Source organism: Arcticibacter svalbardensis MN12-7 (assembly GCF_000403135.1).
In the GTDB taxonomy this organism is placed as follows: Bacteria; Bacteroidota; Bacteroidia; order Sphingobacteriales; family Sphingobacteriaceae; genus Arcticibacter; species Arcticibacter svalbardensis.
In genome coordinates, this window is record NZ_AQPN01000106.1 from 38,924 (window position 1) to 56,526 (window position 17,603).

General features: G+C 37.9%; 13 protein-coding genes and 1 riboswitch. Of the genes, 9 read left to right on the forward strand and 4 right to left on the reverse strand.

Annotated elements, in window-relative coordinates; genetic code table 11:
• Positions 1-76 precede the first annotated feature (76 nt).
• Together ADIARSV_RS14715 and fabF are read left to right on the forward strand one after the other, a co-directional pair.
• The gene (locus ADIARSV_RS14715; RefSeq protein WP_052017028.1) at positions 77-2,515 is read left to right on the forward strand and encodes an outer membrane beta-barrel family protein; all 2,439 of its coding nucleotides are present in this window, start codon (positions 77-79) and stop codon (positions 2,513-2,515) included.
• Positions 2,516-2,639: 124 nt separating this feature from the next.
• Positions 2,640-3,890 carry a beta-ketoacyl-ACP synthase II gene (fabF, locus tag ADIARSV_RS14720; protein WP_016196378.1) on the forward strand — a complete coding sequence of 417 codons (1,251 nt, stop codon included), beginning with the start codon at positions 2,640-2,642 and terminating at the stop codon, positions 3,888-3,890.
• Positions 3,891-3,892: 2 nt separating this feature from the next.
• On the opposite strand, the gene ADIARSV_RS14725 is transcribed toward fabF, so the two are convergent.
• Positions 3,893-5,794, reverse strand: a complete 1,902-nt coding sequence (locus ADIARSV_RS14725) for an AAA domain-containing protein (RefSeq protein ID WP_016196379.1) — start codon at positions 5,792-5,794, stop codon at positions 3,893-3,895.
• Between the two features lie 78 nt (positions 5,795-5,872).
• Between ADIARSV_RS14725 and ADIARSV_RS14730 the strand changes: the two genes are divergently transcribed.
• Positions 5,873-6,532 (forward strand): 3-keto-disaccharide hydrolase, encoded by a 660-nt coding sequence (locus ADIARSV_RS14730; RefSeq protein ID WP_083936596.1) that lies wholly within the window; start codon positions 5,873-5,875, stop codon positions 6,530-6,532.
• 86 nt (positions 6,533-6,618) lie between these two features.
• Here the strand turns inward: ADIARSV_RS14730 and ADIARSV_RS14735 are convergent, their stop codons facing one another.
• The gene (locus ADIARSV_RS14735; RefSeq protein ID WP_040300226.1) at positions 6,619-7,248 is read right to left on the reverse strand and encodes a Crp/Fnr family transcriptional regulator; all 630 of its coding nucleotides are present in this window, start codon (positions 7,246-7,248) and stop codon (positions 6,619-6,621) included.
• 156 nt (positions 7,249-7,404) lie between these two features.
• On the opposite strand from ADIARSV_RS14735, the gene ADIARSV_RS14740 reads away from it, so the two are divergent.
• From ADIARSV_RS14740 to nhaA, 6 genes are all read left to right on the forward strand, one after another.
• A complete protein-coding gene (locus ADIARSV_RS14740; RefSeq protein WP_016196382.1) occupies positions 7,405-11,334 on the forward strand; it encodes a response regulator in 3,930 nt (1,309 codons plus the stop codon).
• Positions 11,335-11,411: 77 nt separating this feature from the next.
• A riboswitch (TPP riboswitch) is annotated at positions 11,412-11,505 on the forward strand.
• A gap of 57 nt (positions 11,506-11,562) precedes the next feature.
• Positions 11,563-12,369, forward strand: a complete 807-nt coding sequence (gene thiM / locus ADIARSV_RS14745; RefSeq protein WP_016196383.1) for a hydroxyethylthiazole kinase — start codon at positions 11,563-11,565, stop codon at positions 12,367-12,369.
• Entirely contained in the window at positions 12,362-12,997 is a 636-nt protein-coding gene (thiE, locus tag ADIARSV_RS14750; protein WP_040300228.1) for a thiamine phosphate synthase, read from the forward strand. Before thiM ends, thiE begins: the two co-directional genes overlap by 8 nt.
• Positions 12,994-13,830 carry a bifunctional hydroxymethylpyrimidine kinase/phosphomethylpyrimidine kinase gene (gene thiD / locus ADIARSV_RS14755; protein WP_016196385.1) on the forward strand — a complete coding sequence of 279 codons (837 nt, stop codon included), beginning with the start codon at positions 12,994-12,996 and terminating at the stop codon, positions 13,828-13,830. Before thiE ends, thiD begins: the two co-directional genes overlap by 4 nt.
• The gene (gene tenA, locus ADIARSV_RS14760; protein ID WP_016196386.1) at positions 13,817-14,473 is read left to right on the forward strand and encodes a thiaminase II; all 657 of its coding nucleotides are present in this window, start codon (positions 13,817-13,819) and stop codon (positions 14,471-14,473) included. The genes thiD and tenA overlap by 14 nt, the downstream gene beginning before the upstream one ends.
• A gap of 141 nt (positions 14,474-14,614) precedes the next feature.
• Entirely contained in the window at positions 14,615-15,838 is a 1,224-nt protein-coding gene (gene nhaA / locus ADIARSV_RS14765) for a Na+/H+ antiporter NhaA (protein ID WP_016196387.1), read from the forward strand.
• 10 nt (positions 15,839-15,848) lie between these two features.
• On the opposite strand, the gene ADIARSV_RS14770 is transcribed toward nhaA, so the two are convergent.
• Both ADIARSV_RS14770 and ADIARSV_RS14775 read right to left on the reverse strand, forming a co-directional pair.
• Positions 15,849-16,598, reverse strand: a complete 750-nt coding sequence (locus tag ADIARSV_RS14770; RefSeq protein WP_016196388.1) for an NADH-quinone oxidoreductase subunit B family protein — start codon at positions 16,596-16,598, stop codon at positions 15,849-15,851.
• Positions 16,599-16,634: 36 nt separating this feature from the next.
• Positions 16,635-17,603, reverse strand: a 969-nt coding sequence (locus tag ADIARSV_RS14775) for a hydrogenase large subunit (protein WP_235048427.1), incomplete at its 5' end; no start/stop codon positions are given.

Genomic DNA, 17,603 nt, shown 5'->3' on the forward strand with positions numbered 1-17,603 from the left:
ACTCTAGTCAAAAAATTCTCCTAATTGAGAGCGCTTTCTTTTTTTTATGTAAGCAATAAATGACCTGACCTTAAGTATGAACAAGCTGTTATTTTCAATTATTTGTTACTTTTCATTGCAAAGTGCCTTTTCAGAAATCCAACAATATACAGGAATAATTAAAGGAAGTATAGTTGATTCAGCTAAGAATATGCCGCTAAAATATGCTACCATTTCATTATTTGAAGATACTAAACTGAAACCTATCAAGAATGTATTAACCAAAGAGGATGGGACTTTTCAAATCAGTCAGCTTCCAATTAAATCCTATTCCCTATCCATATCCTGTGTAGGTTTTAAAACAAAAATCATATCTATTGCGACTATTCCTGCTACGAAAACACCCTTATTAAATTTAGGATTAATCTATTTGTCCGCTTCTTCGAGAGAACTAAACGAAGTGACGGTGAATGTATCGAAACCATTAGTACGACAGGAAGTAGACCGGATAAGTTATGATGTGGCGTCTGATCCTGAAAAAGAAGCGCTTAATGCGCTTGACATGCTCAGAAAGGTTCCTCTACTTTCTGTAGACGGTACGGATAACATTAAATTAAAGGGAAGCGGCAACTATAGAATACTGATTAATGGCAAGACATCTGCAATGATAACCAGGAACCCATCGGATGTATTTAAATCAATGCCTGCCAGTAACATTGTAAAAATTGAAGTAATCACCATTCCTCCAGCAAAATATGATGCAGAAGGCTTAGCTGGTATCATCAATGTAATAACTAAAAAAGCGGCTGATGAAGGGTATAACGGTAATGTGAGTGTTCGGTATAATACAGTAAATGGTCCGGGAGTGAACTTGAATGGTACAGTCAAACAAGGAAAGTTTGGATTTAGTGGATACCTGGGAAGTAACGATCAAACCAGGCAAACTGTGGCTACAGGTTCTACCAATACCACAGGCGATCCTATATCATCGATTTTAGAGCAGGATGGCAAACGTACCATACACAATATAAACACCTATGGAAGTGCCGAGTTAAGTTATGAAATAGACAGCTTAAATTTGTTAACAGGCACCATTGAACATTCGGAAGGCAGTTATGATCAGAGCAACAATCAGCTGTCTACGCAGCTAAATGGAGATCATTCTTTAAATCAATTGTTCCGTTTAGTAAATCAGATGGACAATGATAACCAATCAACAGATCTGGGAGTAAACTATCAGCTTGGATTTAAAACAAATAAGGATCGCCTGCTTACCGCTTCCTATAAATATAATTCATCAGGGAGCAAGCAAAATCTGGATGCAGCCTATGCCGAACAGATCAATTATCCGTATCCTGATTATCGGCAATATAACAGTTCGGGAACTAAAGAACAGACCATTCAAATGGATTATATCCATCCTTTAAAAGGATTAAACATTGAGATGGGGGTAAAGGCCATATTAAGGGATAACTATAGTGATTTTAAAAACGACAATTTAAGCGCAAATGGTCAATATACTAACGATCCGGCCCAGACCAACAAATTCAACTATCAGCAAGATGTATATAGTATTTACAATTCCTATCAATTTAATCTGAAAAAATGGGTGGCTAAAGCTGGTTTGCGATTGGAGCGTACAGAAGTAAAAGCAGATTTTATTTCCTCAGACCGTTATGCCGACCAAAACTATAACGACTTTATCCCTTCCTTTTCCCTGCAATATAAAATGAATAAAAAAAATAGTGTAAACGCAGGTTTTACAGAACGGATTCAGCGTCCCGGAATATGGCAATTGAATCCATTTATTGATAAATCAAATCCGAAGTTTATCAGTACTGGTAATCCGGATTTAAGCCCTGTTATCAGCCATTCACTTGAATTGAATTATAGCAACTTTTCTAAAGGAACCGTAACCTTTGGATTAACCTATTCTTTTGCCAATAACACCGTTGAGAATTTAATTAGCCCTAATGCTGACGCTGTTTTATCATCTACTTATTTAAACATTGGGAAAAACAGAGGATTGGGTGTATTAATAAATGCCAACTACCCTGTAACAAAAAAGTTAAGTATGAATGTCAACGCCCTGCTTTTACATGTTTGGTTGACAGGAAGCTCGGAAGGCCAATTGTATAATAACAATGGCTATCAAGGAAATATATTTGGAAACTCAAGCTATAAATTTGAAAAAGGATATAGCATGGGATTCGATTTTGGCTTTGATAGCAGATATGTTATGCTCCAGGGCAGAGACAATTATTTCATATATACATCATTAAGCGGGTCAAAAAGTTTATTAAAAAATAAAGCTACTATCTCTTTATCAACTAGTAACCCTTTTAGTAAATATAAAAAAATAGACTTTTATAGTGCCTCAGCTAATTTCAGTCAGAGCAATTATTATGATATCTATTATAGAAGATTTAATTTGCGGTTTAATTATAAATTTGGAAAATTAAAAAGCAGTATAAAGAAAAATCAAAGGGGCATAACCAATGATGATACCAGTACGAATAGGAATAGCCAGCCCTAATTGATACTTAAATTTACAACTACAACACGTACTGACCTATTCATTCTAACCAATTGCTTGCAAATATTAATGGGGTCTATGTATATTTGCACCTTCTTTCGAATACAGAGGTATAAATACAGGTATGCAGATAAAACGAGTTGTTATAACAGGAATGGGCGCAATTACTCCGCTTGGAAATGATGTCAAAACTTTTTGGAATAGTCTCATTGAAGGTAAAAGTGGTGCTGGACGCATTACTAAATTCGACCCAAGTGCTTTCAGGACTCAAATAGCATGTGAACTGAAAGATTTCGATCCAACTGTATACATGGATAAATCCGAAATTAAAAGAACAGATCCTTTTACGCAATATGCCCTTGGAGCTGTGGAGCAAGCAGTTGCAGAATCAGGATTAGATTTCTCTAGTATGAATCCCTATGATACGGGCGTAATATGGGGATCAGGTCAGGGTGGAATGCTTACCTTTGAAGAGCAGGTTAAAGAATATGCGGCAAATAATTTCGTTCCACGCTTCAGTCCTTTTTTTGTACCCAAACTAATTTCTAACATGGCCGCCGGATTAATTTCTATTAAATACGGCTTAATGGGTATAAATTACACGACTGTTTCGGCCTGTTCCACATCCAACACAGCCATTATGGATGCATTAAATTATATCCGATGGGGAAAGGCTAAGGTGATTATAACAGGTGGATCAGAAGCACCTATTACTGAAGCATCCATTGGAGGATTTTGTGCTTTAAAAGCAATGACCGTTCATAATGAAAATCCTCAGACTGCCTGCCGGCCTTTCGATATTGATAGAGATGGATTTTTAATGGGCGAGGGTGCAGGTGCATTGATTTTAGAAGAATATGAACATGCAAAGGCAAGAAATGCATTTATTTATGCAGAAGTTGCAGGTGCAGCTATGACCGCAGATGCGTTTCATATGACGGCAACGCATCCTGAAGGTGAAGGTGCTTATATGGCTATGCGTTTTGCTTTAGAAGATTCGGGCATTGCTCCGGAATCTGTTGATTATATAAATGCCCATGCGACATCTACTCCAGTAGGCGATATTAGTGAATTCAAAGCATTGAGCAAGCTTTTCAATGGCAAAAATGACCATTTACATATCAGCGCTACTAAATCTATGACGGGTCATTTACTTGGTGCGGCCGGTGCAATTGAAGCTATTGCGAGTGTTATGAGTATTTGTAATTCAATTATTCCTCCGACAATTAATTTAGTCACGCTTGATCCAGCCATATCTTCCGATTTCCATATTGTCAAGGATCATGCTTTTGAGAAGGATATTAATGTAGCCATGAGTAATACATTTGGGTTTGGCGGTCATAATGGAATTGTAGTTTTCAAGAAACTGATATAATCTTAAACAAATTCCCATGCACTCTGATAGCCATTGATCTGCTCAGCATAAGTAATTAAATTAGCATAAAAAGGCAATCGGGCCAACGTTGCACTGTCGCCTATAATAACCAATTTCTTACGTGCCCTTGTCATGGCAACATTCATACGCCGTATATCAGAAAGGAAGCCTATTTCACCTTCGTTATTGCTTCTGGTCATGCTGATATACACTATATCGCGTTCCTGGCCCTGGAAACTATCAATTGTATTGACTGAAATTTTACCCAGACCCAATTGCATTGCTGGAGAATGAATCAGCTGCTCATTCAATAACCTGATTTGTTCCTTGTAGGGAGAAACAACAGCGATTGTTGGGAAATTCTCCATGTTATACTTCGTATTCAATTCAGCAATAAGCTTTTCTAAATGTCTGAATAAAAACGCAGCTTCTTCAGGATTAGATGAACTTGTACCCTGCAGTTTCTCATCAAAGCCACAGCCTGCGGTATCAATAAAAGTGAATGGTTTGTCGCCCTCAAATAACAGATGCTCTGCTACAGAAACATGAGCTTTTAATTTATTTTGATAAAAGACTTGGGAGGAGTAATTCATAATGGCATTATTCATCCGGTACTGCTCCTCTAATAGCACAACGGCATTTGGATGATACGCTACATTTTTTTCAAGCAAAGTCACACTTAAACCTTCTTTAGCAGCCTCCCGGGATTTAATAGTAGGGGATAGCTGGAAATGATCGCCAGCTAAAACAACCTTTTGTGCTTTCAATATAGGAATCCAGCAGGCAGGTTCTAAAGCTTGTCCAGCTTCATCAATCACCACGGTATGGAACTTCACATCCCGTATGGTATAATGGTTTGACCCAACCAAAGTAGCCGTAATTACCTGAGCAGTAGATACCAATGCATCAATAATATACTGCTCCATTTTACTTACCTCTTTCATTATCTTATGAGCTTCATCAAAAAGCGCTTTTCGCTGATCATGTTCAGCTTTACCAAAGTTCCGCTTGTACTTATGAGCCATATTCTTGTATTCAGCAGCCTGCTTTTTAAGCTTTTTCATATCTTTCATCAAGCTATGTTCGGTCATTTTACTGTCCAGCGTTAAAGACATCAACTTGTCTGACACTCTAGCCGGATTACCTATTCTTAATACACTTAATCCCTCATTCGTTAGTTTTTCACTGAGTAAATCTACCGCTGTATTGCTGGGAGCCACGACCAGGATTTGTTTGTTATCCAAACCGATCATGGCCTTTATAGCTTGTACCAGGGTTGTTGTTTTACCTGTTCCCGGTGGCCCATGAACAATAGCTACATTCTGAGCTGTAGTAATTTTTAACACTGCTTCCTGTTGCGAGCTATTTAAACCTGTTGGATGGAGATAAGGGGGCTCACTATAAAAAGAAGGACTTTTACTCCCGGTTAAGATTTGTATTAATCGCCCTTTTTCATCATCCGCCATAAGCATGGAAGCAGATTTAATGGCATTTTTCATTTCATCGTAACTATTATTATCAAAAAGCAGATCAATGCCAAGTTTACCATCACGACACCAATCAGGTAATTCGTCAGCGAATAGCGTAATTTTTAAGTTATTTCCACTTTGATGAGAAATGGTTCCCTCCAGACGATTATTTTTAATATCATGGTTGGAGAAAAGAGCGATTGAGGCACCAAAGCGAAGCTGATGAGCAAGATCCTGATGTGTAGTGCGCTCAATTTCAACTGTTAAATAATCGCCCCGACCTGGTTCTGTACCTCTGATTGCAATAGGATACCAGGTGATACCGGAGGCCCTTCGTTCGGCAACTGAACTGGATTCTGTTAATTTGCTATAAGAAATTCGGTCTTCTTCACGCTCTATTTTCAAAAGAGACAATAGCTTATTAAAATAATCCATATGTAAAGGTAATAGGTTCAGGAGTCAATGAAGAAAATCGTTAAAATAAGCTTAATTTGCGTTCATATTAATTCAAAAATGAACAAATTAATTTTTTCAGCCTTTATTATATTATTGGCTACTTCCTGCAGCAACAAGGTACGACAAGCTCAACTGTTTAACGGTACAACACTTGATGGCTGGTATGCCTACGTGCAAGGAGAGAAGCATGAAGACGCTTCCACTATTTTTAATGTAATGGATAGCATGATCCGGTTGAATGGCGAAAGGCCAGGCTATCTGATGTCTAAGCAATTATACTCCAATTTTGAGCTGACACTGGATTATAAATGGAACACAGAGCCAAAGTACGAACGAGGAAAAGGGAATAAGAACAGTGGGGTGATGTATCAGGTTCCAGTTAGAGCTGATAAACTTTGGCCAGAGGGTATTCAGTATCAGATTAAGGAAGGAGCAACCGGCGACTTTGTGTTATTAGACAGTGTAACGCTGGAAGTAAGGGGCGAACGTAACCTACCCGGCAAAAGTGTAGTGATACCCCGCTTATCCGAAAATGAAAGGACAGTAGGTGAATGGAATCAACTGGTAATAAAATCGTATAAAGGGAAATGTTCCCAGTATCTCAATGGAAAATTAGTAAATGAAGGAATAGCATCATCATCTCTTTCTGGAAGGATCTTATTGCAATACGAAGGTTCACCTATCGACTTCAGAAGATTGATCATCAGGAAACTATAAAGATTAAAAGGTGTTTTAACTGAAAAATTTCAGCTGAAGTTTTAGTAACAAGGCCTGATAGAATTATAAAGAAAGCTTAAATGAAATTAAAACTCCTGAAGGAGTTTAATTTCATTGCGGTATAAAAGTATTTTTCCATCATTTTCTAATTGTTTTAAAAGACGTGATACCACTACCCTTGAGGTAGCCAGGTCATCAGCAATCAAATAATGAGAAGCTTTAATTAAGTTTGAACCTGAAAGACGTTGTTTTTCCTTCAGGTAAGCAATAAGACGCTCATCCAATTTATGGAAAGCGATACTCTCAATAGATTTTAGCAATTCTAAAAACCGCTCATTAAAACTCCGCATAATATAGTTTTTCCAGCTTGGATATTTACACAGCCATTCATCCAGTTTAGCATGAGGAATAGCTATAATATCCACATCTTCCTCTACAATAGCCTTCACTTCACTTTTTTTAGCCTCTAAACAACAGCTATAAGCCATGGAACAACTTTCATTACTCGATAAATAATACAACAGAATTTCATTCCCTGTATCATCTTTACGAAGCACCTTAAGGGTTCCTTTGATTACGATGGGCATCATACGGATATACTTACCGTAATCCATCACCACATCGCCTTCTTTGAAGTGTTTCAACTCTCCATACTGATGTATTTCCTGTATTAAAGCGGGTTCGAATGTTGAATCGAAATTAGTGATCTTTTCCATGTAAACGGCTATTTTCCCTTTAAAAGAGGATGACAAATATAAAGTTTATATCTGCCTTAGCTTTAATAAAGCTATAATAGAATGAGACAAAAGGACACTATTGACTTTTTGAACCATATTGTTAATATATTCGTATAAGTAACATGATCTGTATACGTGAAAAAACACCCGGTTCCCTATAATGAGCAAGAAAGACTTAATGCACTCCAGAATTATGAGATTCTTGATTCATTAAGCGAAGAAGAATTTGACAGGGTAACAGAGTTGGCCTCTATAATATGTGATGTTCCCGTTTCATTGATTTCATTAATTGATAAACACCGGCAATGGTTCAAATCAAAGGTGGGTTTAAATATTACTGAAACTCCAAGGGATCTTGCTTTTTGTCAATATGCAATTATGGACGTAGGGATCTTTGAGATTGAAGATGCCACAAAAGATCAGCGATTCATGGAAAATGAGCTGGTCACGGGTTTCCCGAACATTCGTTTTTATGCTGGTCAGCCTTTAATTGATCCTAATGGTTACGCGCTGGGAACCTTATGCGTCATAGATCATGAGCCCAAGAAACTTTCTGATACTCAAAAAAGAGCATTGCAATTACTGGCGCAAAATGTCATTACGCTTATTGTAGAAAGACGACAAAAAATTGAACTTAAAAACTTTCAAAAGCTGTTTCATCTTTCTAATGATTTAATTTGCATTGCAAGTGTAGACGGTTTTTTCAAGAAAGTTAATCCTGCCTTTGAAAAAGTAATGGGGTGGAATGCCAATTTATTAATGAACACCTCTATTTTTGATTTGATACATACAGATGATATAGAAAATACGAAACACGAAATAGAACGGTTAATACAAGGACACGATACCATAAACTTCATTCATCGCCTTAAAACAAAAGAAAATTGCTATAAAACTTTACAATGGGCAATCAGTCCTGAACCTTTAACCGGTAACCTTTTTGCAATTGCGCGTGACATTACCCTGGAAAGATCGAAAGAATTAGCGCTGATTCAAAGTGAAAAAAAAGCCAATGCCTTTTTTGATAATTCACAAGGATTTATGTGTACACATGATTTAAAAGGAAATTTTTTATCGGTTAACAGTGCGGGAGCATCAATATTAGGATATACCCAGGAGGAGATCTTAAAAAGCGGTTTATTTGACATTATTCCTGTAACGCGTCACGCATTTTTGCAAAATTACCTGGCAGAAATAGAACAAGAAGGAAGTTCAAAGGGTCAAATGGTTACTCAACATAAAGATAAATCTTTTCGAATCTGGATGTACAATAATATACTGGAAAAGAATCTGAATGGCGAGAGTTATGTGATTGGGAATGCAGTAGATATCACAGAAAGACATTACCTGGAAGAAGACCTTCGACATACTAAAGATATGCTGGAACAAACCAACAAAGTAGCACGTGTAGGTGGCTGGGAAATGAATGTTCAAAGTCAAAAAATTTCATGGACTTCAGTAACCCGTGAGATACATGGTGCTGATCCAGGTTTTGAACCTGATCTGACTAGCGGCATCAGTTTCTACAAAGAAGGAAAGAGCAGGGATGACATAACAAAAGCAGTAAACGAGGCTATAACAGAGGGAAAATCATGGGACCTCGAACTTCAAATCATTACTGTACAAGGAAAAGAAATATGGGTTAGAGCTTTAGGCGATGCCGAAATAGAAAATGGCACTTGCAAAAGAATCTATGGCACTTTTCAGGATATTAATCTTAGCAAACTCATTGAACTTGATTTAATGAATGAAAAGGCCCGCCTATCTGCATTTGTACAACATGCACCCGCAGCGGTAGCCATGTTGGACAATAAGATGTGCTATATCGCAGTAAGTAACCGTTGGTTGGAAGATGCCAATGCAGTTGGCCAGAATATTATCGGCACCTCTCATTATGACTTAGCGCTGGGTATGACAGATGAAAGAAGAGAAAGGCATAAACGCGTATTAAATGGGGCAATAGAAAAAAAGGAAGAAGATACTATTTCACTTGTTGGCGTAGCGGAAAATCAATATATCACCTGGGAAATGAGGCCCTGGTATCAATATAATGGTCAAATTGGTGGCATGATGATATTTACCCAAAATATAACATCAATCATCAGGCAAAGGGAAGAACTTAAAGTTGCCAAGCTATTGGCAGAGCAAGCAAGTGTAGCCAAGTCTGAGTTTTTGGCCAATATGAGCCATGAGATCCGAACTCCTCTAAATGGAGTGATCGGTTTCACTGACTTAGTGCTGAAGACCAATTTAAATGAAACACAGCAGCAATATTTGTCAATTGTAAATCAATCTGCAAACGCCTTATTAAGTATCATCAATGACATTCTTGATTTCTCTAAAATAGAGGCCGGTAAATTGGAACTGGATATTGAAAAATGCGACTTATATGAAATGAGCTGTCAGGCTACTGATATTATTTCTTATCAAGTGCAAAAAAAGGGTTTAGAAATGTTGCTTAATATATCACCTGATTTGCCTCGTTTTATCTATGCCGACACCATGCGGTTGAAACAAATTCTAATTAACCTTTTAGGTAATGCATCGAAGTTTACCGATAAAGGTGAAATTGAATTGAAAATAGAAACCTTAATTGCACAAGCAAATCAGACCATGATACGGTTTGAAGTACGGGATACAGGTATTGGTATTAAACCCGAAAAGCAAAGTAAAATATTTGAAGCATTTTCTCAAGAGGATGGATCTACGACAAAGAAATATGGAGGTACAGGACTTGGGTTAACGATATCAAACAAATTATTAGGGTTAATGAATAGTCGGCTTCAAATAAAAAGCTCGCCAGGGAAGGGGAGTATATTTTATTTTGATGTGAGTTTTAAATCTGAACAAGGTGATGCCATAAACTGGGAAAACATCGACCAGATAAAACAAGTATTGGTTGTTGATGACAATGACAATAACCGATTGATCATCAGTCAAATGTTGTTATTAAAGAACATTCGAACTACGGAAGCCAGGAATGGCTTTGAAGCCCTGCAACTCCTTTCAAAGGGGGGAAAGTATGATGTAATTTTAATGGATTATCATATGCCATTTATGGATGGATTGGAAACGATCAAAAAGATTCATGATAGTTTCCATACTTCCCCTACAGAGCAATCAATAATCCTCTTGCATAGTTCGTCAGATGACGGAAAGATTATTAAAGCTTGTGAAGGGCTCCAAGTGAGTCACCGCCTGGTTAAGCCAGTCAAAATGCAGGACATCTATAATGCATTGTCACGGCTCCATAAAAAGGAAATTAAAATAACTCCTGTTAAGGACCAGTTAGCTGAGATATCAGAGCACTATTTCAATGTGTTAATTGCAGAGGACAATATGGTAAATATGCTACTTACTCGAACTATCATTCATAAATTTGCCCCTAATGCTATTATTACCGAGGCTAATAATGGAATAGAAGCCTTGAATATTTTTAGGCGAAACACCCCTGACCTGATTCTAATGGATGTTCAAATGCCTGAAATGAATGGCTATGAAGCGACAAAAGCAATCAGATTAATCGAAAATGGGATTCATACACCAATTGTTGCTTTAACTGCAGGAAATGTTAAAGGAGAAAAGGAGAAATGTCTGGCGGCTGGTATGGACGATTTTGTTGTAAAGCCTATTGTGGAAGAGATGCTTATTGCTGTATTTAACAAGTGGTTGAAAAATACCCATCAAATAGGTAATAAACCTAAGCTGGAAGAAGATATAGATGAAGCTTTACATTTTAACATCAATAAACTCATTAGCTATGTTGGCGATGATGAATCGATATTAAAAGAAGTACTATCTCTGGTTAAGGAAGAACTGATCGTTTCAATACAAGTGATGGAGAAGTGTATACATGCAAAAGATCTGAAAGGCATTAATGAAGCAGGGCATAAACTCTATGGAACGGCAGTATCATCTGGTTTGAATGCGCTCTCAAAAATAGCAAATGAGTTTGAGCATCTTGATACTTTTTCCTTGCCTGATTTACAGATCCTGGTAACCAAAGCACAGGATGAGATTAAAATAGTGTTAAAACTGGTCAATAAATTTTACCACAATAAATAGGTATGCTGGCCGGGTTGATATTTATTCCTATATTAAAAAACTAAATATTTTCAATATTTACTAAATTATTATCTTTATCACGGCTTTAGGGGTATTCTGATATAGAATTGAGATAGTCCCTTTGAACCTGATGCGGCTCATACCGTCGAAGGGAAAAGCGTAGCAATACACTTTATTCAACTCTGATCCGGAGACTCTTTAGCCCTATTTTATCAATAAATTAAAAATATGGAAAAATCGCTTTGGAAATCAATCCTATCTGTTAGGACGGATGCTCCTTTAATACATAATATCACCAATTATGTGGTGATGAACAATACCGCTAATGCTTTGCTTGCTATTGGTGCCTCTCCAATTATGGCACATGCACATCCTGAAGTAGAGGAGATGGTGAATATTTCAAATGCTTTGGTCATTAATATTGGCACACTGGATGAATATTGGTGCGAGAGCATGGATCGTGCTGCAAAAAAAGCGAATGAACTTCATAAATCATGGATCCTTGACCCTGTAGGTGCCGGTGCAACGCTATTTAGGGATCAGACGGTGATCAATCTGATCAACTATAAACCAACAGTGATAAGAGGTAATGCCTCTGAAATTATGGCTATAGCCAAAGTGAGTCGACTACATACAAAAGGTGTCGATAGTGTATATCAAAGTGAGGAAGCAATTGAAGCGGCACAATGGCTGAATAGCAGCACGGGTAGCATTATCTGTGTATCAGGGGCTGTTGATGTGATCATTTCAAGAAAACAAAAAGCATTTATACGAAACGGGCACCCGATGATGCAACAGGTTACCGGATTAGGCTGCACAGCCACTGCAATAATTGCGGCCTTCTTGGGCAACGATGCGAGTGATCCATTTCATGCCACAGTCTCGGCTATGTGTTTATTGGGCATTGCAGGTGAAATTGCACAGAAAAACTCCAATGGTCCCGGTAGCTTACAGATGAACTTACTGGATAAATTATATAACCTAACTGAGCAAGAGTTCTCCAGCTACCTTAAAATAGATTTTCAAAATGATTGAGTGTTTTTCAAGTCGTTTGTACCTGGTTGTATCTGAGGATGCCTGCATGGGAAGAGATTTGGTATTGGTTACTGAAATGGCTGTTAAAGGAGGTGTAGACCTTGTTCAGATCAGGGAAAAACACAAAGACTTTGCTGCCTTTCAATCCGTCACATTGCGTTTAAAAGAAATGCTCGATCACTATGGGGTTCCTTTAATTGTTAATGACAATTTAGCTGTTGCACGATCCTGCTGTGTTTCAGGGATCCATGTTGGCAATTCAGATATGCTGCCTGCTGACATTAAAAAGCTATGGCATAATGATGTCTTATTGGGTTATTCGATCGAATATGAAGAACAGCTATTCAATTCACAAATTCAACATACTGATTATTTAGGCGTCAGCCCTGTGTTCAATACCCTAACTAAGAATGATACGGTGACAGCATGGGGACTGGATGGCATCTCGAAGATTAGAAGCCTCACTGACAAACCACTGGTTGCAATTGGAAATATACATGCAGAAAATACTTATGATGTGATACGGGCAGGTGCAGATTGCCTGGCGGTAGTATCAGCTATTTGCGGAGCAGAAAATCCGGAGCAAGCCGCAGCGGAAATAAGAAATCAAATTGAAAAGGCAATATGACTACAAAGTATAAATATACCACTGTATTAACTATTGCAGGTTCGGATAGCGGGGGAGGTGCAGGCATACAAGCCGATTTAAAAACCTTTTCCGCTTTGGGCTGCTATGGCATGTCGGCTATAACTGCCTTAACTGCACAAAACACCTGTGGTGTCAGGGCAATCCATGCTATTCCTCCTGCATTTGTACAATCTCAGATACAAGCCGTAATGGAGGATATATTACCGGATGCTATAAAAATAGGTATGGTACATACGACAGCACTCGTAGATGTAATTGCAAAAATCTTACAACAATACCCTAAAATCCCTGTCGTATTTGATCCTGTTATGGTAGCCAGTAGTGGCGACAGGCTAATTGAAGAAGATACTATACAATCGATCATTAAAAAGTTATTTCCGCTTGCCACTTTGATCACACCCAACCTGGACGAGGCCTCCTTACTGACTGCTTTACGCATTGAAACCCTTGAACAGATGTATGAAGCGGGTTCTGAAATTATGAGAATGGGGTGTAATGCCCTGCTGCTAAAAGGCGGGCACCTGCAATCAGCCCAGCTCAGTTCCATATTATTCAGGCGAAATGCTGAGATAGGAGTTTATATGTCAGAAAAAATAGATTCCAATAATACGCATGGTTCTGGATGTACGCTATCATCAGCCATAGCTTGTTATTTGGCTGAAGGGATTGAGCTAACGGATGCTATTACACTGGCTCAGGATTATGTGCATAACGCCATTTTTTACGGGAAGGATGTAATTACAGGCAAGGGCCATGGCCCATTAAACCATTTTTATAATCCATATAAACTGACACAACATGAACTGGACTGACAAAGCCTGGGAAAAGGCAAACCCCATATATGAAAAAATCATCGGTATGCCCTTTGTTAAAGAGCTACTGAAAGGCACACTGGATCCTGAAAAGTTTAAGTTTTATATTGAGCAGGATTCCCGTTACCTGGAGTACTTTGCAAGGGCCTTATCCATCATTGCCGCAAAAACTGAGGATGTAAACATCATGCTTGATTTTATTCGCTTTGCCGAAGGAGCTATTGTGGTTGAAAGATCTTTGCATGATTCGTACTTTAAACAGTATGAGGTAAAGGGGCAGATTAGTATGTCGCCTACCTGTCACCATTATGTCCACTTTTTGCAGAGTACTGTATATATGTCACAATCTTCCGTAGGAATTGCTGCTGTACTACCTTGCTTTTGGGTATATAAAAAAGTAGGGGATTATATACTTTCGAATCAAAACGCGGATAACAATCAATACCAGAACTGGATTGATACCTATGCAGGCGAGGAGTTCGGTTTACTGGTTAAAAAGGCCATTTCAATTTGTGATAAAGCAGCGGCAAGTAGTACTGTAGAGCAACAGGAAAGCATGACTGAAGTTTTTCTTACTGCCTGCAAGTTGGAATATAATTTTTGGGACAGCGCATATTTACTTGAAAGATGGAATAGTGATTGAGTTAAAAAGCATAAAATCTCGAATTAATGATCTTGCTTACTAATTCAGTTTTTATCATTATAAAGATTCATATTTGATGACATAAACCAAAAGAGGCTGAATCTATTGATTTCAGCCTCTTTTTTTTAAATTAAAGAAATTATGAAGAGGGTTTTATTGAAAGCCATCAATCCTTTAAGGATTTTAATTAATGATACCCGTTTTATAGGTTTAATGCTAATTACGTGTACCTTAATCTCCATTTACCTGGCTAACACTGTCATGTTTGCTTCTGATTATAAGCAGCTCTGGAATCGATCCTTTCCTATATTTTCTTCATTATCCCTCCCAGAAAGCTTTTTAAGCTGGATTAATAATTTTCTGATGGCATTCTTCTTTCTGATGGCTGGAATGGAAATCAAAAGAGAACTAATCAAAGGTGAATTATCCTCCTTTAAAAAAGCTGTTTTACCATTTGGTGCAGCCTTAGGGGGAATGATTGTTCCTGCTTTAATATTCGTTGCTTTTAACATTCATACCAGTTACATCCATGGATGGGGGATACCTACTGCTACGGATATAGCATTTTCTATTGGAATAGCCTCTTTATTGGGTAAACGCATTCCTGATGGCCTTAAAATATTATTAATGGCTTTAGCAATTATTGATGATTTGGGTGCAATAATTGTAATTGCCCTATTCTATGGGGGACAGGTGAATTGGCTATTTCTAGTTGTTGGTGTTATTTTTTTCCTGGGTCTTTTTGCCTTAAATTACTTCAAGGTTAAATTTGGACTCATACAAATTGCAATGTCACTTTTCTTATGGTATGTTGTATTTAATTCGGGTATTGAGGCCAGCATCACAGGTGTATTGGTCGCATTCGCTATTCCAGCTACTAAACTACCTAAAATTGTAAGAGCCATTCACCGTTATGTTAATTTTTTAATTATTCCTTTATTTGCATTGGCCAATACTGCTATATTATTGCCAGACCATATTATGAGTGCTTTAGGTACCACAGTAGGATTAGGAATCATCGTTGGGTTAGTATTAGGAAAACCTATAGGCATTTACTTATTTAGCTGGATATTAGTCAGATGCAAAGTAGCTAGTTTACCCAAAAACGTAAATTGGAAGCAGATATTTGGAATGGGAACATTAGCTGGTATCGGTTTTACCATGTCTATATTCACTACTATGCTAGCCTTTAAAGATGAGGCTATTCGGGATATTGCTAAAGTATCCATCCTTGCCGGCGTTGCAATATCCTTAGTATTCAGTTTAAGCTATTTCCTATTGATTAGTAAACATAAAAAGCAACATGCGAAATTAGATCATAAGTCATCAAAATCGGAAGGTAAGCTAGAACTGGATGTAAGATAAGAGATTGCGACTATCGTTTTCTGATGAGCTCTAACAAGCCATTGATAAAGGAAAGCGGGTGTATCGGGTTTCCAGGAATGTATAAATCAATAGGATAGAGGTCGAGAAAGCTTCGGTTAACAGCGTCGCTATGGTTAAACATACCACCGCTTATTGCATCCGTTCCTGCCAAAATAATGATTTTAGGGTCGGGGATTGCCTCATAACATAGCTTAAGAGAGGCAGCCATATTTTCAGTAACCGGACCAGTAATTACAATTCCATCAGCATGTCTGGGTGATGCTACAAACTCAATACCAAAGCGACTCATATCAAAATTCACATTTGATGCTGCATTTAACTCCAGTTCGCAACTATTATCACCTCCTGCACATACCTGCCGTAATTTTAAAGACCCTTTAAAATAAGTAGAAATTTCTTTACGGATTAACTCCGCATGAAGAAGTATAGGTTGATCTTCACTTTCTTTTATGATAAGAGCATTCCTATCATTTGTAGCCATTTTATAATCGTTGCTGAACTTAATTTTCTCAGGACAGGCAATCGCGCACTGCCCGCAAAAAACACATTTCCCTAAGTCTATACTAAAGGGCATATTGCTAATAGCTCCCGTAGGACATAGATTTATCAAATGCTGTTCATCGACCTGCAGTTTAGAAATGAGGGGACGCCCACGAAATGTATCTGAGATGACCACCTTGGTTACATCCGGAATATATTGTTTACCCTGATGGAATAATATTTTTAAATGATCAATCATAATCAGTTCAATAAAATTTGATTCAGCTGCATCATATTATAAATCATGTCCGCTGTAACTTAAATTAAAGCTTTTATTACAAATCGGAAAGTCAGAGATCTCATTATTCCTTACGGATAAAGCTACTGCAAGCCAGTTATGAAATGAAGGGTCTTTAATCTTATAATGCAAAAGATCGCCATTATCATCAGTAACCGCACAATGACAGATTTCACCACGCCAGCCTTCAACCAATGAAATAGTAAATGTATTTGCTGCAGGCAGAGGCAATGCAGTGGGTTGCTTTTCTTGTTCAGGAATATTTTTCAACCATTCCCGAATGTATTTGATAGATTGTATAATTTCCTCTTTACGGATTTGAATGCGAGATGACACATCCCCATGATTCTTAATGACCGGCTCATGCGATATACCTGCATATAAACCAAATGGATGAGAGCTACGCAAATCACGAGAGAGTCCGGAAGCCCTTGCTGCCATTCCCACCAGTCCTATTCTATGCGCTTGTTTTTGAGTAATTACTCCGGTTTTTTCTAAACGTGCAAGCACAGTAGGAAGACTTTTCATTTCTTTATACATCTCCATAAAATCAGGCTCGTAAGCATCTAGAAGCTGTGTTAATTCATTTGCCAGAGCCGTAGTAAAGGGAAAATTACTTTCTCCAACACGAATTAAACCTTTAGACAAACGACTTCCACACCAATGCTGCATAAAGTTAATAATAGGGGTACGTAAGCGGCCATAAACCGCACCGCCTAACTGATAAGCGATATCGGTACAAACAGCGCTTAGATCGCCTGTATGCATCGCTAAACGCTCCAGTTCCAGAGCCAGTGTTCTTTCGTAAATCAATTTATCTCCCGGATGAAAGCCAATAAGACTTTCCCAAAGCTGTACAAAAGCAGTAGTATGCCCAACTACGTTATCACCTGCTATCGATTCAGCTAATATATTTCGTTGCAGTAGTTTTTTACTGCTTACAAAAAGGTTTTCCATACCACGATG

What these genes read in the sequence shown, in the direction of transcription:
- fabF (WP_016196378.1), top strand. Translation starts at nt 2,640, where the DNA reads ATGCAGATAAAACGAGTTGTTATAACAGGAATGGGCGCAATTACTCCG.
- ADIARSV_RS14735 (WP_040300226.1), bottom strand. Translation starts at nt 7,248, where the DNA reads ATGGAAAAGATCACTAATTTCGATTCAACATTCGAACCCGCTTTAATA.
- ADIARSV_RS14730 (WP_083936596.1), top strand. Translation starts at nt 5,873, where the DNA reads ATGAACAAATTAATTTTTTCAGCCTTTATTATATTATTGGCTACTTCC.
- thiD (WP_016196385.1), top strand. Translation starts at nt 12,994, where the DNA reads ATGACTACAAAGTATAAATATACCACTGTATTAACTATTGCAGGTTCG.
- ADIARSV_RS14725 (WP_016196379.1), bottom strand. Translation starts at nt 5,794, where the DNA reads ATGGATTATTTTAATAAGCTATTGTCTCTTTTGAAAATAGAGCGTGAA.
- ADIARSV_RS14715 (WP_052017028.1), top strand. Translation starts at nt 77, where the DNA reads ATGAACAAGCTGTTATTTTCAATTATTTGTTACTTTTCATTGCAAAGT.
- thiE (WP_040300228.1), top strand. Translation starts at nt 12,362, where the DNA reads ATGATTGAGTGTTTTTCAAGTCGTTTGTACCTGGTTGTATCTGAGGAT.
- ADIARSV_RS14770 (WP_016196388.1), bottom strand. Translation starts at nt 16,598, where the DNA reads ATGATTGATCATTTAAAAATATTATTCCATCAGGGTAAACAATATATT.
- tenA (WP_016196386.1), top strand. Translation starts at nt 13,817, where the DNA reads ATGAACTGGACTGACAAAGCCTGGGAAAAGGCAAACCCCATATATGAA.
- nhaA (WP_016196387.1), top strand. Translation starts at nt 14,615, where the DNA reads ATGAAGAGGGTTTTATTGAAAGCCATCAATCCTTTAAGGATTTTAATT.
- thiM (WP_016196383.1), top strand. Translation starts at nt 11,563, where the DNA reads ATGGAAAAATCGCTTTGGAAATCAATCCTATCTGTTAGGACGGATGCT.